Genomic DNA, 25610 nt, shown 5'->3' with positions numbered 1-25610 from the left:
TCCAAAGCGAAAAAAGGCCGTTAGTATAGACACTTGTTATGGCACACTTTGCATGAAACTTCTTTTAGATTTGGGGTTAAGGATAATTATTTGAGCTAGATCGCTTTTTAATCCTAAACCCCATTTCTAGGTTAGCCGTGGTGCTCGGTTTTAATCAGTTTGCCGAGTTGATCATAGTGATTCCAATCACCTGACTCTCGGTCACTGATGTAACTGCCTTCGGTGCGTTTTTCGCCATTAGGCCAAAAGCTTTGCCATAGACCTTCCTTACGATCCCTCAGATACGTGCCTTGCTCGGCTAACTTGCCATTATTGTGATAATAGCTGGCATCGCCTTCTTTTTGGCCTTTAACCCAAGTTTCAACGAGTTGTGGCTTACCGTTCTGGTGATATTGTTTAACCTGACCATCGAACGAGCCTTTGGCATATGTTGCCTCTAGTTTGAGTTGGCCGTTACTGTAGTACTCCTTCGATTGACCATGGTTTTGCCCGTCTAAAAATTCAGTGCTGGCCGCTTGCATCCCATCCTCAAACCAGCTTTCCCATAGTCCAGTTTGATTGCCTTTATCCATAGTGCCGCTGAGTTTTAGTTGGCCATTATTGGGATAATATTCGGCATACGGGCCTGTTTTATCATTTTTATCATAGGTTTCGGAGCGGTAAACCACTTGCTTAAAGCTGTAAAACTCCCTAACTCCGTGACGCTTGTTTTCCTGCCAATGGCTTTTTTGTTGGATATTCCCTTCTGGAATCGTGCCATAGGTAGGGTCTTTTTCTTCGTAGCGATAATCAATCCACAGACCCGTTTTTTGGTTGTCGAGATATTGCCCAGCAGCACGGCGACGTCCGTGGTAATACTCAATATAGTCACCATTGAGTTTTCCATCGTTAAAGGTTTGCTCCCGTTGTTTTAGGCCTTCGCGGTACTGGATCCATAAGCCTTGTTTGTTGCCGTTTTGATATTCGCCTTCCTCATTAGGATCGCCATTGGCATACCAGCGGGCAAAATGGCCATCGAGCGGATAACGGCTGGCATCCTCCTTTTTCTTCGAGGCATAATGGGCGAGTTCGCGAGGTTTGCCATTGTCATAAAAGGATTCATATTGACCAACCCATTGACCGTTAATGCGTTTGCCCCGCTCATTAACAGTGCCATCCTCAAAGTAGGACTCTGATTTACCCGTCAGTTTACCTTCGACATATTCATCTAAGCTGCGCAGTTGACCGTTGCTATGGTAACGGCGTGATTCACCGTGTCGCTGCCCCTGTTGCCATTGCTCAGAAGATTGCAGTTTGCCTGCGCTATAGCGCTCAAATAGTCCATCTCGAATGCCCATGTCGTAGTGGCTTTTTTCGAGTAAATTACCTTCGGCATCATAACGCTCCGATGGGCCATGAAGCGGATATTGGCCATTTTCAGCTAGCGTTGAGTCTTGATAACTGCGCAGTTCCTTAAGTTGGCCATTGTCGTAGAAATACTTTTGCGTACCGGCAAGTTGGTTCTGCTTATAGTTGAGATCGCTGGTGAGGTTTCCTTCGGCATTAAAATATTGCTGCTGCCCATCTAAAGCGTCGTTAACATACTGTTCTTCAACTAGTAATTTACCCGCATCGTTAAATTGCTGACACTTGCCTTGGCGTTGCCCTGCCTTATATTGGCATAGGCTGGCGAGTTCGCCATTGGGATAAAATGTCCGTTCTTCACCATCGAGCTGATTAAGGTTGAACTGGCTGGCACTCGATTTAGTTCCATCGTCGAAGAAGGTTTCCCACAATCCTTGGCGGCGACCTTCGGCATCGAAGCGGCCTGTCACAGAGGCTTGCCCGTCGGGATTTTGCTCTAAATAGGGGCCGGAGAGTTGGTTGTTCGCATAGCTTTGGCTTTGGGATAAAGTACCGTTTTCATAGAAACTTTCCCATTTACCGTGGCGCAGGTTATCGAGGTAGCTTTCTTGGGCTTGCAGTTTACCACTGGCATAGAAGCGTTTTACTTGCTCTTTTTTACCGTCTTTATAGCGCGTTGTTTGGGTGAGTTGGCCGCTGCTGTTGTATTCCTTCCATTCGTCTGTGGGCACGCCTTTGGTAAATTGCTGCTCTTCTGTGACTGCACCACTTAAATCGAACAGTCGCCAAGTGCCATCTTGATAACCTTGCTGATAGTTTCCTTCGATAAGCTTGCTGTTATTGGTATGAAATACTTGCCATTTACCATTCGGTATCCCTTCGGAAAACTGACCTAAGGTATATCCTTGGTTATCGCGGACTATGGCGATATCGCCATTTAAGGGCATGCCAGTGGCGAGATTGTAGTAGCTGGGAATTCCGTCTTGCTGACGAATTTCGACCATCATGGAGGAGAGATTTTGCGTGGCCTGCGCATGGAGACTCACTATGCTAGCCCCTGCAATGGCGAGGCTAATCACGCGAAATGGGGTATTGAACATGCTGATTCCTTGTTCTGGGTCTTAAGGCCAAGGTATGTACGGCCTATGTAAGAATCCTAATTTTAATTATCTATTGCGCTGTGCACTCAATGCAGTGCACAGCGTCTAGGCTTAAGCTAAAACCGAGGGAAAACATCATCAGAAGTGACCACAGGGGGTGGCATTTCCTGATTTAAAAACTGGCCATTATGGTAGCTATTAATCACCCGTATCCAGCCATGATCCTTAAACTCGTATTGTTTACCATCAAGCCTGCCTAGTTCGTCATAATTGGCGATTTGGAGCACATAGTCTTCAGATGAGCGTAATTCCCAATGGCCGACTCGTTTACCTTGGTCGAAGCGACCATACCAATAGCGTCTTTCAGGGTTGGGAATTGGGCGGAAACCGTACTCACCATCGGTAAATATCCAATCGCCATCCTGTTGACCATTGCGGTATACGCCTTTTTCATACACTTGGCCATTATTGGCGTAACGTTGTACTAATCCATCGGGCTTGCCATGTTTAAAGTGAATAGACTCAAGCAACTGGCCTGAGTTGGTCTCGTTATGGTATTCACCGTGGAGCTCACCATTATCATCGTGGCTATAGGTGAGGGTGGCGTCGTCTTGAAATTTCTTCCAAGTGCCAGCTTGTTTATCCTTGGCATATTGACCTTGCTCTACTAGCTGAGTTTTCCCTGTGGCAGGCTCAATTTTTACCGTTTCATAGGCGCCTTCACGCTTACCCTCCTCATAATATTCGCGGGAGAGGGTGATGACATCGTTGTAGTCAAAGGACTTGATCTGTAAACCATTCAATTGGTTATTGAGTCGCTCCTGGCGCTCGATTAACAAGCCTTTTTTGAAGGTTTCGGAGAGTGACCAGTTTTTGAGTTTGTCTTCTTCTTGAGTCTCAATCAATTGGCCATCGCGATAGCGCTGCTGTTTACGATAAACCCAGCGATTACCTTGGTATTTGCTGTCTGTGGTTTTTTTAATTTGCCCTTGGTCATCGTATTCGATGGCTTGGAGGACATCCCCCTTATCGTTGGTCACTTCCTTTAATTTGATCTGCCCATTTTCATAGTAAGTTAGTTGTTCACCGACCTTATAATTCTGTTTATATTGAAAGTGCCGCTTTACCTTACCATTGTCAAAATATTCAAAATAGTCGCCGTGTTTTTTATCCTTAAGCCACTCTTGGGTCGAGATGACTTGCCCGTTCAACCCCCAAGTGGTCTCAGTGCCTTGCAGTAGGCCATCGACCTTGTGCTCCTCACGGTTAAGTTTGCCAAGGTTAAAGTATTGGCTCACACAGGTAGGGTCATGGCAAATTTTGGCAGTGACTTCGCCTTCGGGGCCAAAATGTTCGCTGATGCCGACTTGTTGACCATCTTTAAAATCGGTTTTGTAGCGGATATTGCCGCCATTCCAATAACCCGTTTCAGGGCCTTGTTTCACACCATTTTCATAGTGTGACTCAGTATATAATTGGCCAGTGGCAATGTACTTTTTGATTACGCCATCGAGCTGACCTTGTGCGTTACGAAAGCCCTGTTCGTAGGGCTTTCCATCGTCGAAGTTACATTGATAGGGCCCGCGAAATTGCTCGCTAGTGAGGGCCTTACCGATATTTTTATCGGCGATGGCCGTTGAGCAGAAAAGCATATTCTTTTCTTTGTAGTAAACCTTGACCTTATAGTAGCCATCTGTCAGATTAACGGGTTGCTCAAAATAGTACAAAGCCTGTTTTTCATCTTTGACAACCTTCCAATGGGCATCGAGCAGCACGTTTTCTGCATTGGCATGGGTACTGATAAGTACGAGTGCTCCAAGGAGCCGATTTACTGTAAATAGACGCATAACCGCTCCTTTTTATGGCAAAGGTTTAAAGGTGAATTCATAGGGGATATTGACGGGGTCTTTAGAGATAGTCATATAACTCACCTTGGCGGCGGGTCCTGCAATACTCAAATAACGGCCATCGACCAGCACCTCGTTTATCCGCTGCTCAGTATTTTCGGGGAGTCGAATGCTTAACAGATTGCCTTGGGCATCTTCGACCTTAAAGTAATTTTTAAGATCGCTACTTGGCTCATTGCCATATCCGGTTTGCGTCAGCCAAGACGCTAAATCGATTAACCAAGGGCGGTCGGTTACAGCCAGTTCTAAAGGCTGCCAGTGAATATCACCTTGGCAATGGATCTTGCCCTTGATCTGTTTATCGTAGAAAAACTGCCGCACGCGGTCTGGGGTCATCAAACTATAGGCTGCCCCGTTTGGGGCGTTGGGATCAAACTGCCAAGTGACGGGATTTTTACCCTCATTAAAGCTTTGATCTATTTCAGGTTTGCAGGCGCTTGCCAAGGCAGCTGACATGGGAATATACAGATTATGACCATTGTCAGTTACAGGTTTTATCCCTTGGATCGTATTGAACTCATTTTTTGCAGCATCTAGCGCCGGATTGATAAAGCTACCTAGGCCAGCGTTGCCAAACTCGGTGGGAGGATTCGCCAGATTTTTGTTGTAGTCGCTAAATTGTACAAAGCGGATCGTTTTGGTTTGAGTCAACTCCGGCTGGGGTTGTTGCTCAATTAACATCAGGGTTTTAGGAATTTCATCCAGCTTGAGTAACAGTGTGTTGCTGGTGAGGTGATGGCTCTCATCGGCTCCAATCAATTGCTCTAGCAGTTCCTTTTCCGTCGCCGTTAGCCAAGAGGGATAATTACCTTCGCGACGGGCCTCAGCCATCATGCCTTTAAATTGTTGGAAAGGCAGATTAATACTCTGATCCTCACTCTGCTTTGACACGACTTTAAAGAGTTTCGCCTCGGCATCGAGCACTTGGATTGTTAGGCTGGCATCGCCAACCCTGTAAGGTGTTGCCAGCAGTTCATCCCACGACTTTTCGATTATCTTATTCGTCTGTGGGATAAGTGTTAGCTTGGCAGTAATATGGTCTATCTGTTTGAGTTTATTCGCGGTGTTATCCCAACCCGTAGCAATAATATCGGTTGCAGACTCAATCGAGGGATTATAATTCCTCGCCCAACCTTGGCCATGCTGCCAGAAGTGAATGTCAATCGGTTTGCCGTTTGCGTCATAGGCGGTTAAGTCTTCATAACGCACATCGGCTTCCACATATTGCGGACTCATATTGTGGACAAAGCGCAATTGCAGATCTTCAGGGGTATCAGTGCCCCAAGGGCCAAGATTATCTAAAATACCTTGTTGATCAGGTAATAAGGATTTTATAAATGCCTCATTATTGGGGCGATATTCCTGCGGTATATCGCTAATGCGGTATAGCTCCTTTTGCCTATCATCCCTATCGCGCTCAGCATCAAAGCTATCATCGGCATGCCAAAGCGTGCTCATGATATACGGCCTCTCCTTAGGCGTCATCACGGCTCGGTGGGTAAAGGTACGCCCTTGGCGCTCTTCCCGTTGAAAAAACGCCATGCTCTCTAACCAACCGGTTTTGCGGTTAACTTCGAACTTGCCATAGGCCTTATACTTGTCTTTCTCCCCTTGTAAAACAGCGATCAACTTATCTTCACTGACCTGCTCAACCGTCCAAGTTAAGCGCGCATCCATGGGGGCGTTGATGCTATAACCGACGCTAGGCTCAAGCGCCACAGGCAAGGTTGGGACTTGTTTAAACAAGTTATTAAGATTTTGCCAGCGCTCAAATAACTCCTTGATATCTTTTTGATCCATCTTGGCAATGGGGGTCAGTTCGCGGACTTCACCATTACTAAATTCCACATTAAAGCCATCTTTAACCAACTGAAAGATCTCATTGGACTTGCCTTTGGGGTCAATATTGCTCACCGGGATCGGCATGCCATAATCGCTAATTTGCAACAGGTTAGGTTGGATAAAAAAGCGGGCGTTATGGGTTAACGGTGTGGTCAAGCTGGCCGCCTTACCCTCTACATCTTGTAATTGGTAATCCAGCAGTAATCGTGCCTGCAACACTTTGCGAGTTTCGAAACCATCGTTGAGGCTTATGGTAGAAATAATCTGATACTCGCGATCTGCGGGTATATTCGTCGTAACCGATTCTGAGGACGTCGTTGAGTCATCGCAGGCGGTTAATAAGAGTGTGATACTTGCCACTGTCAGTGCGATTGCGGCGTGAACTGCCTTGTATTTCCCTGTGGCCATTTGTGCTCCCTTGGCTACGCATGTTATTGAAATGTAAATGTATTAATCTTGATTTGGCGACATTATACACAAAAACTATCTGAGGCAATAAAACGACGTCATCAAAATGTGAGCTTAAAAGGCGAGCAAGCAAGGTAAAGAGACTGTCCGTGCTTATTTTGTTTGCGACGAGGTTTAGGTCAGCCTTGCGGCAGTAAAGACGAGCTTAAGCGGATAATTAAGCGGGGGATAAAGCAAAACCCAAACCAAGGCGTGCTTGATTTGGGTTTACGCTGGGATCCGCTGTTTCTATTTCGATGCTCGAGATCAGTGATTGATACTCGAGGACAGAAAGCTGTTATCGAAAACAAGCTACAGCGAGAGGATCACGCTGGCAATGGCCGCACTCATGAGGTTAGCGAATACGCCAGCGGCAATGGCGCGAAAACCATTACGGGCGATAAACTCACGGCGCTCTGGCACCATGCTACCCAGTCCACCGATCAAAATTGCCATGGTTGAAATGTTCGCAAAACCACACAGGGCAAAGGTGACTACGGCCTGAGAATGGGCGCTCAGTTGGTCTTCGACTTTCATTAACTGGATAAAGGCCACGAACTCATTCACCACGATTTTTTGGCCAATCAGTGAGCCCGCAGTAATGGCTTCATGCCAAGGAATACCCAGCAGCCACGCCATAGGGGCGAACAGATAACCGAGTAAAAATTCGAAGCTTAACTGGTAACCGAACCATTCACCCACAGCGCCTAACATGCCGTTCAACAGGGCGATAACGCTGACAAAAGCTAGCAGAGTGGCACCAATCCCGACTGAGATCCGCATGCCAGACATAGCGCCATCGGCTAAGGCTTCAACCACATTGGTGGCGCGTGGCAGTTCGACTGAGGTGATTTCATCTGAGCTGTTTTTATCGTTTTCGCTAGGCGGCATAAGGATTTTAGCCATCAAGAGACCCGCGGGCGCAGACATAAAGGCGGCGGCAATCAAATAGTTAAGGTCGACACCTAAAGCGGCATATCCGACTAAAGTGCCGCCCGCAACTGAGGCTAAACCACAGCTCATTACCGCAAAGAATTGCGAATCGCTCATGTGCTTTAAATAAGGTTTGATCACCAGCGGCGCTTCAATCATGCCGACGAAGATGTTCGCCGTGGCAGATAAAGACTCAGCGCGGCCCGTGCCCAGTAAACGCTGCAGACCACCACCAATAATGTTGATCACCTTAGGCATTAACCCAATATGGTATAAGGCAGAAATCAGCGCCGAGAAGAAGATGATGATACCTAACACATTGATCGCAAATACGAAGCCGACTTTACCCGTGGCGAGATCGCCAAACAGGAAACCAATCCCTTCGTTGCCATAGGCTATCACGCTCGACACGCCCGCAGTAACAGATTGCAATACGGCCTTACCCGCAGGGACGTAGAGCACTAACAGGGCAAATATAATTTGTAGGCCTAGGGCTAAAATCACAGTGCGGTAGGGAATGTTCTTGCGGTTCACTGACAGTAACCAAGCAAAAAACAAGATGCTAATCATGCCTAATATCGCGGTCATAATGGGTTTATTCTTTTGAGTGATAGAAGAAGTCGCGCATTGTAGGCCGAGTCAGCGTAAGGGCAAGTCGAGGGCGTTACTGGGCTGTTACGATAAAAGTGTTGAAAATAGCAACAGTTTAACTTGCTGTTTATGAAGGAGAATAAAATAAATTTCGGCTACTGTTGCCCAGAGGAAATAATATTTGTGTCTGCGGCAATAATCGAAATCACGCCACAGACGACTTTAGGCTGGTGCAGTAGTCAGTGCAGGTTTGAAATGCAGCTTAAGTGGCAGTAGCTTAGGTGACAGTCTTACCTAACCAAGGTTTGAGCTTTTTATCCCAGTAGGGCGGGTGGCCGATATGGGACTTTAAACATTCGATAATCACTTTGTACTTAGTCGGTAAATGGCGCCGCCTTGGGTAAACCACGTAAACGGGCATCTGTTGCAGCGGTTTCCAATCGGGTAAGAGTTGAATGAGCTTGCCGCTTTGAAATTCATCACTGAGTAAATACGTGGCCACATAGCCTATGCCTCGCCCGGCAATCACGGCATTACGCACGGCTTCGGCTAAGTCGACACGGTAATTGCCCGCGACATTGACGGTTTGCTCAATGTCATCCTTAGCAAAACTCCAGCGATCATAATTACGGCTTTTACTTTGATAGATAACACAATTGTGCTGAGCTAACTCCCGTGGATGGTGTGGCACGCCGTGCTTGAGCAAATAATCGGGGGAGGCGACCACCACAAAGTTAGTCTCGGCGAGATGCTGGGCGATATAGCCTTCGTTCAGCTGTTCATGGTTAGTGATCCACAGATCGAGACCTTCTTCTAGCATATCGGCCTTATGGTCGAACAGGCTTAGCTCAAATCGTAATTCGGGATATTTTTCCTGCAACACTTCCAGCGCGGGGATGATGTGTAAGGTGCCAAAGGATTGGGAAGAACCGAGGCGAATCGTGCCGCTAATGTCGTCACGGGCATCCAGCATCATGGCATCGGCATTTTGCGTTGCTTCAAACACTTGCTCACAATAACGCGCAAATTGCTGGCCCGCATCAGTTAACACTAAGGTGCGCGTGGTGCGTTGCACTAACAGCAAGTTCAGCTCAGCTTCCAACGCGCCAATTTGCTTGCTGACATAGGAGGTCGAGGTTTTTAACTTAGCTGCCGCTTGGGTAAAACTGCCACTGGTCACCAGAGTGTGAAATATCACCATCTGACTAGCTCTATGTTGTATCACGCCAAGCCCTCTAGAATCTAAATCGCTATTTTAAGCTAGCCTAGCCTTAACCGACAGCCGTTTGTGCCAATCGTGTGTTATTTCAAACCAAGCTTACAAAACAGCACACGTTAAAGTCAGTTGCCCTAAGTGCGATACTTCCTTTACTCTTGAGTTAAATCTTAATACCCACAAGCTAGGGAAGACGGTTACCTGTGGTTAGCTTGTTCAACGGAGGAATATCGATGACACAGCAAGACAAGCAAGCCGTAGCAGAAACAAGCCAGATGAGTGTTCAGAAAGTACAACCGATACCGCAGGAAGCCTTTGACTGGTATGACGAATATGCCCACGGCATTATCGACCGCCGTGAGTTTATGGGGCGGCTCGCAGGACTGGTGGCGCTAGGGTTTACCCTGACAACGCTCACGGGCGCACTCATGCCGAACTATGCCCTTGCCGAACAAGTGTCCTTTAACGACCCGAGTATTCAAGCCAGCTATGTTAAATTTCCCTCGCCCAATGGTTACGGTGAAGGGCGTGGCTACTTAGTGATACCCAATGAATTATTGCTCGCGGGCAGTGCCGCTGGTGAGCCCAAGACTTTAGATCCCACTAAAAAAGCCGCCGTGGTATTAGTGGTGCACGAGAACCGTGGCCTAAATCCCTATATCGAAGATGTGGCTCGACGATTAGCGGCGCAGGGTTATATCGCCTTCGCCCCCGATGCACTTTATTCCCTTGGTGGTTATCCCGGCAATGATGATGCGGGCCGCGCCATGCAAAGCAGTTTAGACAGAGCCAAAATCGAGCAGGACTTTATTGCCGCCGCGCAGTTTTTAAAATCCCATCCCCAGAGCAATGGCAAACTCGGTGCCGTGGGTTTTTGCTTTGGCGGCTATATCGTCAATATGCTGGCCGCGACGATTCCCGATGAACTCAATGCTGGCGTACCTTTCTATGGCACGCCAGCAGCTGCAGAGCTGCGTAGCCGCGTGAAAGGGCCGCTAATGTTGCAGTTTGCTGGATTGGATCAGCGGGTTAATGACACTTGGGCCGAGTACGAAACTCAGCTAAAAACCAATAAAGCCGATTATGTCGCCTATCTTTACCCGAATGTGAATCACGGTTTCCATAACGACTCTACAGGACGATACGATAAAGCCACCGCCGAGTTGGCATGGACAAGAACCTTAGATTTTTTTGGTAAACATATACTCGTATAAGCCCATTTTGCACTATTGCAACGCTTGGAAAGCTGATGTTTCTTCCGTTGCCAAATTGTAGGGGACTCGTTGTTTTATACGCGAGTGGGATCAAAATACTTGCTATCAGTTCCCATCTCGCTAGAATGCCCGCTCGAATACCTTTAAGTAGAGGCGCGCTGCCTATGACTACTTGTGCGGAGGGTGATGCCGCAGATGTACAAGGAAAGGAGTCAGCGCCGAAGTAGCCAGGTCATCAAACCGAGCTGCTGGTTTTGCATCAAATAGGTGCAAGACTGCCATAGTCATCCACTATGGAGCGCTACCTGAAGGGGCGGGGGAGTATAACCTCCCCATAGGTTTTGTTTCTTTATCCTCTCGGTAGATCTCCACCCGTTTTTGGGTGAAAAGAGATCATGGACATTAGTCATTTTGCTGACTCCGGTTGGTCAGTGCTTCCCCCTTTGTTAGCCGTCGCCTTGGCGATCATCACTCGCCGCGTACTGTTATCCCTTGGCGTAGGGATTGTGGCCGGCAGTTTGTTACTCAATCAGTTTTCTCCCCTTGATTCATTGCACTATATGTTCAATACCGTGCTGAAGATTTTTTGGGTCGATGGCGCACTTAATCGCGACAATATCAATATGTTGCTATTTATGTTGCTGCTTGGCGGACTCATTAGTCTGATGACGGTTTCCGGCGCCACCCGCGCCTTTGCCGAGTGGGCGGCTAAGCGCGCTAAGACCCGTCGCGGCGCAAAAGGCTTAACAGGCGTGATGGTGTTTGCGTTTTTTATTGACGACTTTTTTCATAGTTTGTCGGTTGGCGCCATTTGCCGTCCGGTGACCGATCGCTTTCAAATCTCCCGCGCCAAACTGGCTTATCTGTTAGATTCTACCGCCGCGCCCGTGTGCGTGCTGATGCCAATCTCTTCTTGGGGCGCTTATATTATCGCGCTTATCGGTGGCATTATGGCCGCCCACGGCATCACAGAGCAAAGCCCAATCTCAGCCTTTGTTGAGATGATCCCGATGAATCTGTATGCCGTGTTTACCCTGTTAATGGTGCTGGTGGTGATCGCGTTTCAAATGGATATCGGCCCGATGCGTAAGCATGAAGCATGGGCGCTGGAGGGGAAGCTTTGGGATCCGTCTAAGGCACGTCCAATCGGCTTAGATATGGAAAGCCCTGAAGAAAGTAACGGTGGCATGATCGATATGGTATTGCCGATCCTAACCCTCACAGGCGCGACCGTGTATTTTATGATTTCTTCTGGTGCGGCAGTGTTGGATGAAAAAGGGCTGCCATTTAGCGTACTTGGCTCCTTTGAAAACACCAATGTGGGCTCCTCGCTAGTGTATGGCGCCCTGTGCAGCTTGGCGGTGTCAATTCTGCTTGCGCTGCGGTTAAAATTGGGCGCTAAAAATTGGCTTAAAGCCGCGCCGCAAGGCGTGATGGCCATGCTACCTGCGATCAATATCTTGCTATTTGCATGGGCGATTGGCGCGGTTGTCCGCGATGTTGAGACAGGCAAATATCTGGCCTCCCTTGCCAACGGTAACTTGCCAATTGAAGTGTTGCCTGCGGTGGTGTTTGTGTTGTCCTGCGCCATGGCATTTGCCACCGGAACCAGTTGGGGCACCTTTGGTATTATGTTGCCACTGGCTGGTGACATGGCCGCAGCCAGCGATATCGCGTTAATGCTGCCTATGCTTGCCGCAGTGCTCGCAGGTTCAGTGTTTGGCGATCATAGCTCGCCGATTTCGAGTACCAGTATTTTGTCGGCTACGGGTGCAGGCTGCCACCATATTAACCATGTGATGACCCTGCTACCCTATGCGTTAGCTATCGCCTTTGGTGCCACCTTAGGCTATTTGGCCATGGGGATTATGCATTCAACCTTAGCCGGATTCGCCGTAAGCGCCCTGTGGTTTGTGCTCTTCACTGCCTATCATCTGCGTAAAACGAAAAATCAGCCTCTATTAGCCACGGCATAAGGCACTTTTATACGCTATCAACCAGGGGCCCACGGGCCCCTTCGTTTTTTGTGGGCTTGAGTAAGCCTGCATCCATTCAAGTAAATGTATGTAAGTCATCACTTAACTATCTAATTTGTAATGCTAAAGTTATAGACAAGTGTACGCTATGTCGCTATCTTAGGTTTTTAACAAGGATGAGCTTTAATCGCGTACTCGCGATTCGAGTCACTTGCATCAGGACGATGTGTCTTTTCTCTTTCTTAGATACCCAACTCCTCCTGTAAATTGGTGAATATGCTTTGGCACTTATGCTTGTTGCCACAGTGCTTATTGGCATTGTGCTCAATGTTCAGCAGTGGGCGTTTTGAGCTGGTGCAACCTTGTTTTGAGTGATGGCTTGGCTGACAGATGTTGGCGAAGTGCGGTAGCAATGGGGAAGCTTTGTCGGTTCACAATTTGCCGTTTCACAAAGTTGTGAACTGGTAATTTTGCGGCCTAGCGGCCGAGGTGAATCAAGGTCGTGGGTCTTCAACCCACACCCGACCAAGGAGGACTGCTCGTCCTATCCTCCTTGGATGCTCCATGACGCCCCAACGGAGTTGAAAGCCCCTTGGGCTCATTGCCAAATTTGCTATCGCTTCCGAAGGATGCATCCCTGCACCTGCGAAAGCTAGCTCGCCATCCATGGCGAGACTCACGCAATTTGCCTATTCGCCCTGCGGCAACTCCGAGGGGATGGTGAACTTCTGTAACCTCGTTGTCAGTTGTAAACAAATAAAAGTTATACCTATCCGAACATTTTAAATTACTTAATAAAATCAATCGAATGGATGTTATGATATGAAATGTGCACTTGTACTCCTTTTATGTTTATGTCTTTCCGCATGTGGTGGCGGAGATTCTTCAGCAGAAACTCCAACTCCAACACCACCTCCTGTCACCAAAGATCCATTGTCTAAATTTATCAATATTAAAGACCAATATGCAGGCATTGAGTCTGCAGCTCCATTGAATACAGAAACATTAGGCCAAGTGTACAAGTACATCTTTACACTCATCCCTGAATTATTACCGGACTATAATGATCAAAACGGTGAACTAGGTTCGACTTGTTCTGGTGGTGGAACGATTAAAGTGTCGAATGGAAGTTCAGATAAAGAAAAAAATATTGCTTTCACTAATTGCGTTGAAGATGGCATGACTACTAACGGTAAAGCTACTGTTAGAGCAAACCGATTTTCCACTGATGGATTACTTATTGATAGTACCGTGATTTTTGAGGATGTTGATGTAAAAGGTACTTTAGGTCACAGTTTACTTGCTGGTACTGCACAATATGTAGAACAGGACTTAACTTGTGCAAAAACTGAAGCAACATATAATTTAATGTTTTCAGATGTAAATAATAAAAAACAAATCTTATTTTCAAATTTTAAATTTATTAGAACTGGTAATGAGATGGTTTTATGTGGAAATGATGGTTTTAGGATACAAGGTCGCGTATTCGATTCATCCTTGGGATTCTGGGATGTACAAACCAATAAATTATTTAAACTTAACACTATGGTGCATGCCTATGAAGAAAGTGGTGAGTTTGTTGTTAGGGGAAGTAACAGTAGTCAAGCTACATTTTCAGTTGAATTTTATAATGAGTTGAGAGGAAACGTAACCTCTAACTATACCTATTATAAAATCATGCTACATAGTGGCATGATAGATAAAGAATATGTTTTTTTAAAGGAATACTATAAACCTTCCATAATGACCTCATTTGAGGATACGGATAACGATGGAATGACTGATGGTTGGGAGTTGGCTTTTGGTTTAAATCCAACATCGGCTTTGGATGCAACTCAAGATTTAGATGGTGATGGTTTTACTAATTTGCAAGAGTTCTTATCTTTTGGCCATCCTCGCGATAAAAAAATACTTCCTAAAATTGCTGATCTCGGAGTTACCTTATCCCATGAAACTCAAGGCTATTCTAAAAAGATTATAGTAAAAGCTGAAGTCGAAAATGATGTAAAATCAACTGACAGCGGAACAGTGTTGATGGCCTATTCAACATCTCTTCCGATTTATTTTGATAGCGATAGTTATACTCATTCTAATTTTTGTTCTTTATCAGATAATCGACTCGAACTGACCTGTAAATGGGATAATATATCCCCTGGACATAAAGCTGTTCAAGAGATCTATTTAAATGCTGAGACAGCGAATGTATCAGAGATTAAGAGTGTTATCACTGCAAAAATACAGCATCTTGGTTATGACGAGAACTTATCGAATAATCAAGCATCGATTGATGTTGCAAGACATGCTGTTGATGTCTCTTATCGAATGAGTATTGAGAACCGTCAAGAGTACATGATGGGGTTAGTTGGGAGTCCACAAACGTTAGGGTTTAACATTCACCAACAAGAATCTAAATTTGGTGGATTTGACCCAGTGGTTGGCAACAAAATTCGACTCGAAATACCTGAGAATGTGACAGTGTTAAGTGCTGAGTGCGTAAATGATTATAATAATTTTGAGCATTATGATTGTTTGGTTGGAAACGAAATTATTTTCAAAAATTACCAACAGGTTTATAGCTTTACACTTGCAATGAAGGGGAAGGAGCAAGGTGAAGGAAAGTTAGTATTTAATGTTTACAGCGCTTCAACTGGTGAGCTTACTTTATCTTCGATACCGTTTCCGATAGTGATTGGCCAATCTACGGAAGCGCTGCAAAAGCAGGTTGACACGGCAGTCGATGGTGGAAAGATTAATGTTCCAGCGGGAATTTACATTGGTGATGTAGATTTATCTAAAAAGAAAGTGATATTAGAGGCTAAATCAAAAGAGGCTAAGCTTTATAGTGGTAAAACTTCATTTTTGCAACCCAGTTTCATTATTGATAAAAACAGTAGTGTAAATGGTTTTACATTGGCAAACCACTATATGAAGGTGGGTGATGTTGGTGGTGCTATTACACGTAACTTATTTGATGGTACACCAAGTAACCTCAGTTCAGTGTATGTTTTAAATAGCGGAGTGATGTTTTTCGAACAAAATATTTTGTTTGGCAAGGCTCTCGATACAGGCTATATATCTAGCAATTTAGATGATGATTACCATTGCCCTATGATTGAAAGTGGTAATTATGCTATTGCTCAGAAAAGTAAGGTTGTATTAGTTAATAATATATATTTTGGTAATCTTTTGGATATGCCTAATTTAGATTTCGGATGTCAGCTTCTAAGGGCGAGTATGTCTTCTGAGTTAGAAGTTTATAATAATACCTTTTTGGGTTTGGAATCTGTGGTGAAGCTTATTTATCATGGGGTTGATGAGCCATATTATAAAATATCAATCGATAACAATATCGTTTCAAAATCTAGATCGTTAATTGATAATGCTTCGTATGCTAGTACTTTGTATAGTTTTACTCCAGAATCTAGCATTAGCTTGAATAACAATTTAGTCAATGAAGTTAAGAGCTTGTATATAGATATGCAGGATAAACAAGTTGAGGTGAATACTCTTTTTGCTGATCCTTTGCTTGATAGTAATGGATATCCTTTTAGTAACTCACCAGCAATCGATGCAGGTGCGCCCTTGAAAGTAGATGTCGATCTATATGGTGTAGCAAGACCAATTGACGGTGATAATAATGGAACAAAAGTTATTGATATTGGTGCAATAGAGTTTAGATTAAACTGATTGTGCTACATTATTTAATCATTAAAGCTCTAATTGTTAAACAATGGGAGTAAGTTTGCTAAATAGGTACATATAGCTATTTAGCCGCTGGGATGTAAGCACCGGAATGGGAGGTCAGTATTACTATGACCTTCCCATTTTTCACAACGTCACTGGTGCAACAATGCCAATTTGGGTGTAGCCCTTAGCATTTATGTTCTCTGATTAAAAAATAACAATTCAGAATAGTAATGGACTTTGGAAGTTAGGGATGAAATCAGTTTTACAAATTACTTTAGGGATATTGTTAGCAGGCTTAGTCACTTTGTTAGTGCGAATTGGCTATTTGAGTTATGTCGAATACCGCCTGACACAAGGGCTTAATGAGTTTGCTATGCAACAAAAGCAAACGGAACTAGCTCGCCAGCAGGCAGCGAAAGATCGCCAGCTTGCTGAGTATCAGATTCAGCAAGAGTTACAACAAAATGCGGCTGAAAAATCCAGACTAGCCAAGCAAAACGAGGCCGCGCGACTACGTAAAGCCGAAGCATGGCGCAAGTATTATCTAGTCCCCGAAGACTGTAAAAACTTTAAGTCCGACGAACACATGGTCAACTGCATCAACCACAAAGCTGATGCAAAAGCAGAATTTGATAGGGCGTATGATTCAGGAGAATTAGTACTGCCACAATAAAGTTATATACACTAAATGAGCAGTTGATTTTGGCGGGTTTAATTCTGCTTACTATTTTAAAAAAGGGGTTACTTTGATATTTTCAATTTTTTTACGGAATTTTAAAATATATCGAGGTTGGAATTACGTCCCTATTTCAACTGGTGATTACTTTACTGCATTTATCGGCGATAATGGAGTTGGTAAAAGCTCTATATTAGAGGCTTTAGATACTTTCTTTAATAGACCAATGTCAGAGTGGAATTATAACCACTCTATTCTTAAAAGTGGGTTTGATAGAGAGCCAAACATTTGTCCTATCTTCATTGTTGAAAAGGCTAAGATAAATAAAAACAGAAACGTTTATAAGTACTTATCAACAATTAGCGATATAATGTGGCAAATTGAAGAAGGTGATGCGCACAATACCCATAAGCACATTGTTGCTCAATTAGTTAAGCAGATTAATGCCTTGAAATTACATAATTCAAGGTGTGATGATGAGTATTTTTTATTTCCTTGTGGATTTAAAAAGATATCTAGTAGTAATACTGAGCTTACATTAGGTGTTTTTGACTCGATACAATCATTCTCAGATGATTTGTTTAATGAACATAATGTTGATTTAAGCTCTGTTTTGGATGAGATTTACTCTTACGTAAAGGATGAATTTGAGTATATTTATACACCGTCAGAAATAGATTATGATACTTATACAAAAATAGAAGGGAAAACTATTCAATCTTTAATGGGGACTTCTGTTGATTTAATAATTAAAGATTGCATTGATGAAGGAGTTATTAAAGATATAAACAGTGGCTTAGATGAGTTCCTTAGAAAAGTAGAGGTCTATTTAGAAAAGTATGAATATAAAAAACCTGCTAAAATGCAGACTTTATTCAATTTGACTCATCTAACATCAAAAATAATCGAGACATATTTTGAGTCAAAAGTTCTAAATTTAAGGTCTAACTCTGAACTTACTCCGATATATAATTTTAGTTCAGGCGAGAAACGCAAAGCAATTATTGATTTAGCTAGAGCATTTATTTTAAATTCAGGAAGAGATTTACACAATAAAACGGTTGTTATTGCTATGGATGAGCCAGAGGTATCTCTTCATACTTCAGCTTGTTTTGAGCAGTTTGAAAAATTAGAGGAAATATCAAAAAATCGAGTGCAAACACTTATCTCAACTCATTGGTACGGATTTTTCCCATCAGTATCGTCTGGTAATGCTGTTTATATTGCGGACTCGGAAGATAATAGAGTTTCTTTTTTGATTAATTTATCAAGATTCAGAGAGGATGTCAGATTAATACGTAATGAAACTCAAGGAAAAATGCCGAGTAATATTGAGCTTAAAAGTGTTAATGACTTTGTTCAGTCTGTTATATCGTCAATTACTCGTAGTAATAAACGATGGATTATCTGTGAAGGCGCTTCAGATAAAATATATTTAAATCACTTCTTGGAAGGTGAAGGTTTTAACATTCTTTCTGTTGGGGGAAGTAAGTATGTTAAGAAAGTTTATGAATATATATATTTGGCACTAGAGGATGAACGAAGCGATATTAATGGTAAAGTTTACTTTCTTCTTGATACAGATAAAAAATTCGAGGGTTATTCTTCAAAAGATTCGATGAAGAATCTTAGATTGAGGAGAATGCAAATAAACAGTGTGAGCAAAGCTGTTGAGCTTTTAAAAGCATCTGATAATTCCCATTTTCCACCTACAGAAATTGAAAATGTTTTAAATTCAGAAATATTTAAAGAAGTGTTGGAATATTACTGCTCTACAGGTCACAAAGGGCTTCTTGAAAATGTTGTTGATAGTTGCATTGGCTTTGAAAATGAACTTGTTTCTGGAATTGCATTTGACTTTAGAATCTCTGAATTAGCTTCTCTAGATGAATTTTTCGATCAGATTGGAATGAAGGTTAAATTCGCAAAAAAATACTGCGAATTAGATGTACATCGTAAAGTCCCTAATTGGGTCAATGATATGAAAGACTTTTTTTTGGATTGACATCTTACCGGAATTTTAAATTGGAGGTAAATTGAAGTTTTTAGTGATTATCTTCGGCATAGCTGTGTCGATATTTATGCATGGAAGTGGGTTGTCTGTCGATAGCAAATGGTGGTGGGATTTACTGTTATCTTTCAATGTAAAAGCATTAAGTGAAAACTTGGGGATGGTTGTATTTTGCTTTTGGATACATCTTCCACTGATGATCATATTTTCTTTAGCATGTGCTTTGATTATTAATCGAGTTGGGTATCCAAGGTATTTTATTTACTCTGTGTTAGGTACTTCATTTTTTACATTTGTTGTGCTGCCATCACTGCCTGTTTTCGATGTGTTATTAGCTGGCGGGATGAGTCCATTACGTTTTATCGATATCTTTGTAAAAACACTCATGTTTCTGACCTTGTTCTTTGTTTTTAATATACTTGTGAAAAAGTATAAGAGATTGAATTTATTTGATTAACTTCACTTTCAAGACGTTTCGCTGACTGTGTTTATTGATTTATTTTAGGGATGATTTAAGAGTTTTTTATGAAAAAAATTAGTTTTTTGGGTATGAGCATAGTGCTTGCTTTGACACTTGTTATCGGCCTTGCTGTTGATTTTTTGGTTGAATTTAAGTCTGAATCGATTTTTATGCAGATGAATATTTTTAGCTTCAAGTTATTATTTTCGTTACTTAGCATGCTCTGTGTGTATATTGCTATTGCAGTCACTTTTAATTTGAAACTGTTACCTATGCTTATAGGTAAAGATTATCCGTCAAATTACTTTAAATGGTCTAAATTTCGACTTATAGAAGTTTTCTTTTTATTTAACTTATGGGCTATGTGTCATCTTCAATATTTCACTGTCGTAATAGTTAATTTAGCTTTGGTTGAGTTGATACACTTATATTTAGTTTATAAAAGTATCAATGATAAGCTCGAGTCTACTATATAAATTGGTAAGTTGAGGACAATAAGGCGTGTGTAGTTGGCATAACTCTTTCAATGCGAAAAGTTAACTCTAATGCCACAGAAGTTCACCGATCCCCTGCGAAGTTGCTGAAGAGCGTTGAAGAAAATAGCGTGACGCAGACAGGACGTCTGCGTAGCTTTCGGGGGGAAGGGACGCCCCATCGGAAGCGTTAGCGATTTTCGAATAAGCACGAAGCCAGTCACTAATGCATGTAACTTCGCTAGGGGCGTCTTGGAGAATCCAAGGAGGATAGGACGAGCAGTCCTCCTTGGTCGGGTGTGGGGTGAAGCCCCACGACTTTAACGCTTAATTCAAACGAAGTTTGAAAGTTTAAGCCCTGCGGGTGATTGCAGATCCCAATCACTCGGGATCATAATCCAACACTGGCGCCAGCCACTTCTCCGTTTCCGCAATGCTCATCCCTTTACGCTTGGCATAATCTTCCACTTGATCGCGGCCTATGTTACTCACGCCAAAGTAGCGCGATTTCGGGTGGGCGAAATACCAGCCCGATACTGCCGCTGTGGGGAACATGGCGTAGCTTTCGGTGATGTTCAAGTCGATAGTTTCATCGGGCTTGAGCAAGTCCCATAACAAGCCTTTTTCTGTGTGATCTGGGCAAGCTGGGTAACCGGGTGCGGGGCGTATGCCTTTGTATTTCTCGCGGATTAAGGCTTCGTTGCTTAACTGCTCGTCGGCCGCATAACCCCAAAACTCTTTACGTACCCGTTCGTGCATCCGCTCGGCAAAGGCTTCGGCCAAACGGTCGGCTAAGCATTTGAGCATGATGGCGTTGTAGTCGTCGTGGTTGGCTTCAAAACGCGCCACATGTTCGTCTATGCCGTGGCCTGTGGTTACCGCAAAGCCGCCCATGTAATCGGCGACGCCAGAGTCTTTTGGTGCAACAAAGTCAGATAGACAGAAGTTATCGTTGCCGACACGCTCAAGCTGCATCCGCAGGTGATGTGTGGTCATTTCAACTGTGGTGCGCGACTCATCGGTATACAGCTCAATGTCGTCGTAATTGACGGTATTGGCAGGGAATAAGCCAATAACCGCTTTCGCCGTGAGCCACTTTTCTTCGATGATTTGCTTGAGCATGGTCTGACCATCGGCGAACAGCTTTTGCGCTTCTTCACCGACCACTTTATCGGTGAGGATTTCGGGGTAATGCCCGTGCAATTCCCACGAGCGGAAAAACGGTGTCCAGTCGATACGCTCAACTAAATCTTCTAACGGATAATTATCAAATACTTGGCGCCCGAGCACGTTTGGCGTGAATGGGGTGTAGTTGGCCCAATCGTGTTGGCAGCGGTTATCACGGGCCGCTTCGAGTGACACTATCTCTTTGCGCTTGGCTTGGGACAAACGCTTGGTGCGCATGTCGTCGTATTCGGCATAGGTTTCGTCTATGGTCGCTTGGCGAGTCTCGTTGTTGATGAGTTTACTCACCATAGGCACGGCGCGGGACGCATCGGCGATGTAAATGGCGCCATGGGGATAATGGGGCGCAATTTTTACCGCTGTGTGGATTTTCGAGCAAGTGGCGCCGCCGATAATCGCCGGAATGGTTAAGCCTTCGCGGTGGAAAGTTTTCACATTATGCACCATCTCATCCAGACTCGGCGTGATAAGGCCCGACATGCCGATGATATCGATATTGTGTTCTTTCACTGCGTCGAGAATTCGCTCCACCGACACCATCACACCTAAATCGAATACCTCAAAACCGTTACAGGCGAGCACCACGCCGACAATATTTTTGCCGATATCATGCACGTCGCCTTTTACCGTCACCATCAAAATCTTGCCGTTAGATTGGCCTTCGACCTTTTCCAGCTCGATATAGGGGTTTAAGTAAGCCACGGCTTTTTTCATCACCCGCGCCGATTTCACCACCTGCGGCAGGAACATCTTGCCCGAGCCGAACAAGTCACCGACCACGTTCATGCCGTCCATCAAGGCGCCTTCAATCACATCCAGTGGACGTTTCGCTTCTTGGCGCGCCGCTTCGGTATCTTCATCGATAAATTCGGTAATGCCTTTCACTAGCGCATGGGATAAGCGTTGGCTCACCGGCCAGCTGCGCCATTCTAAATCTTCTTTTTTACCCACCTGTGCGCCATCACCGCGGAATTTCTCCGCGATTTCAAGTAACTGCTCGGTATTGCTTGAGCCTTCGACTGGGCAGGGCAAGTTAAGCACCACGTTTTCGACCCGTACTTTAAGCTCAGGATCGATATCGTCGTAAATGGCTAACTGGCCCGCGTTGACAATGCCCATGTCCATGCCGACTTTGATGGCATGGTACAGGAATACGGCGTGAATCGCTTCGCGCACTGGGTTATTACCGCGGAACGAGAACGACACATTCGATACGCCGCCCGAAATCATTGCGTGGGGCAGGGTGGCTTTAATCGCTTTAATGGCATCAATAAAATCGACGGCATAGTTGTCGTGTTCATCGATACCCGTGGCGATGGCAAAAATGTTCGGGTCGAAGATGATGTCTTCTGGCGGAAAGCCGACCTTATCGACCAGAACCCGATAGGCGCGGGTACAGATTTCGATTTTACGTGCCTTAGTATCGGCCTGACCTTGCTCATCGAACGCCATGATAATGGCCGCCGCGCCGTAGCGTTTCACCAGTGTTGCTTGCTCAATAAACTTGGCTTCGCCTTCTTTAAGGGAAATCGAGTTAACTATGCCCTTGCCTTGAATGCATTTGAGGCCAGCTTCGATCACTTCCCACTTAGAGGAGTCGATCATAATCGGCACGCGGCTGATGTCGGGCTCTGAGGCAATCAAGTTTAAAAACTTGTGCATGATCTCGGCGCCATCGAGCATGCCTTCGTCCATGTTGATGTCGATGATCTGCGCGCCGCTTTCGACTTGCTCGCGGGCCACATCGAGCGCTTGCTCAAACTTACCGTCTTTGATCAGCTTTAAAAATTTGGCCGAACCTGTGACGTTGGTGCGCTCACCCACGTTAACGAACAAGGATTGGGCATCGATAGTCAGTGGTTCCAAACCGGCTAAGCGGCAGGCTACGGGGATATTGGGCAAGACGCGCGGGTTATGTCTGTCGACCGCTTCGCGAATAACGCGGATATGTTCAGGCGTACTACCACAGCAACCACCGATAATATTGAGCATGCCTTCGCGCGCCCAATCTTCAATCACGTTCGCCATGTCCTCTGGGGTTTCATCATAGCCGCCAAACTCGTTCGGCAGGCCCGCGTTCGGATGCGCCGACACATAACATTCGGCTATACGGGATAATTCTTCGACGTACGGGCGCAGCTCTTTTGGCCCGAGTGCACAGTTAAGACCGATAGATAACGGCTTGATATGGCGCAGGGAATTATAAAAAGCTTCGGTGGTTTGGCCGGTAAGGGTGCGGCCTGAGGCATCGGTAATGGTGCCCGAAATCATGATCGGTAATCTGTCTTTAGAATGCTGACCAAATAAGTCATCAAATACCGATTCAATCGCAAACAGTGCGGCCTTGGCGTTTAAGGTATCAAATATGGTCTCGACCATAATGATATCCGCGCCGCCTTCAATCAGCGCCTTAGTGGATTCTCGGTAAGCGCTCACTAACTCATCGAAGCTGACATTGCGATAGCCAGGGTCGTTCACATCGGGGCTGATCGAACACGTACGGTTAGTGGGGCCTAACACACCAGCGACGTAACGTGGAATGCCTGTGGCAGCAAACACTTCATCACAGGCTTCACGGGCAAGACGGGCACCGGCTAAGTTAATTTCGGCGGACAACGACTGCATGTCATAGTCGGCCATGGCGATAGTCGTAGCATTAAAGGTGTTGGTTTCAATGATGTCGGCACCGGCGTTTAAGTAGTCGGTGTGAATTTTTTTGATGATGTGGGGTTGCGACAATACCAATAAATCGTTGTTGCCTTTGACGTCAGTGTGCCAATCTTTAAAGCGTTCGCCGCGATAATCCTCTTCTTCGAGCTTGTGGTCTTGGATCATAGTGCCCATGGCACCGTCTAAGATTAGAATGCGCTCAGCAAGCTGTTTACGAATGTCTGCCAATATCTGGCCGGCTTTGGTAGAGGGTATCGTCATAAATAATTACCTTAAATACAGCTAAGTTAAGTCCAAGCATCGACCCTTGTTATGCTAAGTGCAGGGTAAAGCGTGTTGTGCAGTCCAGATATCGGCTCTCGTTATCGACCTTAGTGAGTGATCTAAATTAGCTAACTTATTTAGCGAACTTAGATCACTAACTTAGTTAGGCTAAGTGCATTCCATTCTGCTCGGTCGATATTTGACTACTCGTTTTAGTTATTCATTGTTAGAGTTTAGTTTTGGACATTTAAACGTATAGACGTCCATAATACGCGACTTATGATTGTCAGGGCAAGGTCAAAATTGACTGACGACAATTGAGTCCTATCAGCACTTTTCACCCAGTTTAACGGCTCGTTTTTTAGGGCTAGTTGTAGAGCTAGTTGTTGGGCTAAGGCGTAATTGAGTATATAGGACGACGGGTCTAATGTGGGCTTTCAACAAAATGTGCCACGAGTGATAGACATAGGAATACGATGAAACAAGTTCGATTGTTATTGTTACGCCACGGCGAGTGTGAAGGCGGCGCCATTTTACGCGGCCGTGTGGATGTGCCTTTAAGCGAACAGGGTTGGCAGCAAATGTCGGCAGCGGTTGAGGCGCAGGCAAGTACCTGTAGCGCGATTTACAGTTCGACTTCACGCCGCTGCGGCGAATTTGCCCAAGCCTTTGCCGCCGAGCTGCATTCGACGGCGGCGTTGGTATCAGAGTCAAGGCCATTGCAGGCGCAGTTTTTGTCGGGTTTACAGGAAATTGATTTTGGCGATTGGGACGGTTGTCGACTCGATGAGCTGTATCAGCAAGAGGGCGAACGTTTAGCGGCCTATTGGCAAAACCCTTGGCAAACACCGCCGCCCAATGGGGAAACTATGGCAAGCTTCGAGTCGCGGGTGAATGGCGCAATTGACCAGATACTCGCCGCCGAGTTTAAACGGTTGATTATCGACTCAGATAACGCCGAGCAGGTTACGGGCGCTAGCGTGGGTAAGGGCTTGAGTACGGGGGAGCTGGCTGCCAAGGTATGGGTCGTGACCCACGGCGGGGTGATCCGTCACCTAATGGCGCGCGCCCTTGGGGTTGAACGGGCAGTGGGATTTTACAGTCAACTCGATTTACCCGTGGCGGCCGTGGTGAGCATTACTGTGCTGCAGGATGAGCACGGCGTTTGTTACTGGCGTTTAGATTGGCCGAGCGGGCGCTGCGAGTGATCCGCGTTGCCCTAAGGTGAAGATTTTTCTTGTCTTACCAGCGTGATTGTCGATTGCCTATTAAGGTAAATATAGGATAATGCTTTTTCCTGACGTCCCCGACGCACACGGTCTTGCAAGGCTGGTGGCAGTGTATCGGATGACGTCACAGAAATAGGTGTTGGGAGTTTTGAGTGGTGCGAGGGTGTTCTGTGGCAACTATTGCCGAGACACGCTGCAAAGGCTTGAAATCAATCTCAACATAATAGGGAATCGGGGAGCTGCTTGTCAGTCAGCCCGAACTGTGCCCGCAACTGTGAGTGACTTTTTATATTGTTTTCAATACAAAAAGTGACGAGTCAGGAGACCTGCCTATTTCTGTTATCGCTGCGTGCAGCCTTAGTTCTCGAGCGGGTGACTCGAGGGA

Annotated in this window: 13 protein-coding genes and 2 riboswitches; of the genes, 7 read left to right on the top strand and 6 right to left on the bottom strand. The window is 45.1% G+C overall.

Translation table 11 applies throughout. The annotated features are described in order from the left end of the window. Positions 1-131: 131 nt before the first annotated feature. From Q4Q54_RS06775 to Q4Q54_RS06755, 5 genes are all read right to left on the bottom strand, one after another. Positions 132-2444 carry a hypothetical protein gene (locus tag Q4Q54_RS06775; RefSeq protein WP_311988039.1) on the bottom strand — a complete coding sequence of 771 codons (2313 nt, stop codon included), beginning with the start codon at positions 2442-2444 and terminating at the stop codon, positions 132-134. Positions 2445-2560: 116 nt separating this feature from the next. Beyond that, complete coding sequence (locus Q4Q54_RS06770; RefSeq protein ID WP_311988038.1) at positions 2561-4291, bottom strand: hypothetical protein; 1731 nt, start codon at positions 4289-4291, stop codon at positions 2561-2563. Positions 4292-4303: 12 nt separating this feature from the next. Further along, a complete protein-coding gene (locus Q4Q54_RS06765) occupies positions 4304-6601 on the bottom strand; it encodes a hypothetical protein (RefSeq protein ID WP_311988037.1) in 2298 nt (765 codons plus the stop codon). Between the two features lie 351 nt (positions 6602-6952). Next, positions 6953-8161, bottom strand: a complete 1209-nt coding sequence (locus Q4Q54_RS06760) for a NupC/NupG family nucleoside CNT transporter (protein WP_006085893.1) — start codon at positions 8159-8161, stop codon at positions 6953-6955. Positions 8162-8441: 280 nt separating this feature from the next. Further along, the gene (locus tag Q4Q54_RS06755) at positions 8442-9389 is read right to left on the bottom strand and encodes a LysR substrate-binding domain-containing protein (protein ID WP_311988036.1); all 948 of its coding nucleotides are present in this window, start codon (positions 9387-9389) and stop codon (positions 8442-8444) included. Positions 9390-9613: 224 nt separating this feature from the next. Here Q4Q54_RS06755 and Q4Q54_RS06750 point away from each other — a divergent pair, with 224 nt between their 5' ends. The 6 genes from Q4Q54_RS06750 to Q4Q54_RS06725 all read left to right on the top strand — a co-directional run bounded on the left by Q4Q54_RS06750 (position 9614) and on the right by Q4Q54_RS06725 (position 19401). Continuing rightward, positions 9614-10594: a dienelactone hydrolase family protein gene (locus tag Q4Q54_RS06750; RefSeq protein WP_311988035.1), complete on the top strand. Its 981-nt coding sequence runs from the start codon at positions 9614-9616 to the stop codon at positions 10592-10594. A gap of 140 nt (positions 10595-10734) precedes the next feature. Continuing rightward, positions 10735-10906, top strand: a riboswitch (Lysine riboswitch). A gap of 83 nt (positions 10907-10989) precedes the next feature. After that, positions 10990-12570, top strand: a complete 1581-nt coding sequence (locus Q4Q54_RS06745) for a Na+/H+ antiporter NhaC family protein (protein ID WP_311988034.1) — start codon at positions 10990-10992, stop codon at positions 12568-12570. Positions 12571-13392: 822 nt separating this feature from the next. Further along, complete coding sequence (locus Q4Q54_RS06740) at positions 13393-16257, top strand: thrombospondin type 3 repeat-containing protein (protein WP_311988033.1); 2865 nt, start codon at positions 13393-13395, stop codon at positions 16255-16257. Positions 16258-16507: 250 nt separating this feature from the next. Continuing rightward, positions 16508-16930 (top strand): hypothetical protein, encoded by a 423-nt coding sequence (locus Q4Q54_RS06735; RefSeq protein WP_311988032.1) that lies wholly within the window; start codon positions 16508-16510, stop codon positions 16928-16930. A gap of 73 nt (positions 16931-17003) precedes the next feature. Beyond that, a complete protein-coding gene (locus tag Q4Q54_RS06730; RefSeq protein ID WP_311988031.1) occupies positions 17004-18938 on the top strand; it encodes an AAA family ATPase in 1935 nt (644 codons plus the stop codon). Between the two features lie 31 nt (positions 18939-18969). After that, positions 18970-19401 (top strand): hypothetical protein, encoded by a 432-nt coding sequence (locus Q4Q54_RS06725; RefSeq protein WP_311988030.1) that lies wholly within the window; start codon positions 18970-18972, stop codon positions 19399-19401. Positions 19402-20258: 857 nt separating this feature from the next. On the opposite strand, the gene metH is transcribed toward Q4Q54_RS06725, so the two are convergent. Next, a complete protein-coding gene (metH, locus tag Q4Q54_RS06720) occupies positions 20259-23993 on the bottom strand; it encodes a methionine synthase (protein WP_311988029.1) in 3735 nt (1244 codons plus the stop codon). Positions 23994-24472: 479 nt separating this feature from the next. Between metH and Q4Q54_RS06715 the strand changes: the two genes are divergently transcribed. Beyond that, complete coding sequence (locus Q4Q54_RS06715; RefSeq protein ID WP_311988028.1) at positions 24473-25204, top strand: histidine phosphatase family protein; 732 nt, start codon at positions 24473-24475, stop codon at positions 25202-25204. A 203-nt stretch (positions 25205-25407) separates the two neighbouring features. Further along, positions 25408-25574, top strand: a riboswitch (cobalamin riboswitch). The last annotated feature ends 36 nt before the right edge of the window (positions 25575-25610 follow it).

It is taken from the genome of Shewanella sp. SP2S2-4 (assembly GCF_031932025.1).
Taxonomy (GTDB): Bacteria; Pseudomonadota; Gammaproteobacteria; order Enterobacterales; family Shewanellaceae; genus Shewanella; species Shewanella baltica.
The sequence above is the reverse complement of the archived record's forward strand: the minus strand, read 5'-3'. Positions and strand labels throughout refer to the sequence as shown.

Coding starts and splice junctions, on each gene's coding strand:
- Q4Q54_RS06735 (WP_311988032.1), top strand. CDS start 16,508: ATGAAATCAGTTTTACAAATTACTTTAGGGATATTGTTAGCAGGCTTA.
- Q4Q54_RS06765 (WP_311988037.1), bottom strand. CDS start 6,601: ATGGCCACAGGGAAATACAAGGCAGTTCACGCCGCAATCGCACTGACA.
- metH (WP_311988029.1), bottom strand. CDS start 23,993: ATGACGATACCCTCTACCAAAGCCGGCCAGATATTGGCAGACATTCGT.
- Q4Q54_RS06760 (WP_006085893.1), bottom strand. CDS start 8,161: ATGACCGCGATATTAGGCATGATTAGCATCTTGTTTTTTGCTTGGTTA.
- Q4Q54_RS06740 (WP_311988033.1), top strand. CDS start 13,393: ATGAAATGTGCACTTGTACTCCTTTTATGTTTATGTCTTTCCGCATGT.
- Q4Q54_RS06715 (WP_311988028.1), top strand. CDS start 24,473: ATGAAACAAGTTCGATTGTTATTGTTACGCCACGGCGAGTGTGAAGGC.
- Q4Q54_RS06770 (WP_311988038.1), bottom strand. CDS start 4,291: ATGCGTCTATTTACAGTAAATCGGCTCCTTGGAGCACTCGTACTTATC.
- Q4Q54_RS06750 (WP_311988035.1), top strand. CDS start 9,614: ATGACACAGCAAGACAAGCAAGCCGTAGCAGAAACAAGCCAGATGAGT.
- Q4Q54_RS06775 (WP_311988039.1), bottom strand. CDS start 2,444: ATGTTCAATACCCCATTTCGCGTGATTAGCCTCGCCATTGCAGGGGCT.
- Q4Q54_RS06745 (WP_311988034.1), top strand. CDS start 10,990: ATGGACATTAGTCATTTTGCTGACTCCGGTTGGTCAGTGCTTCCCCCT.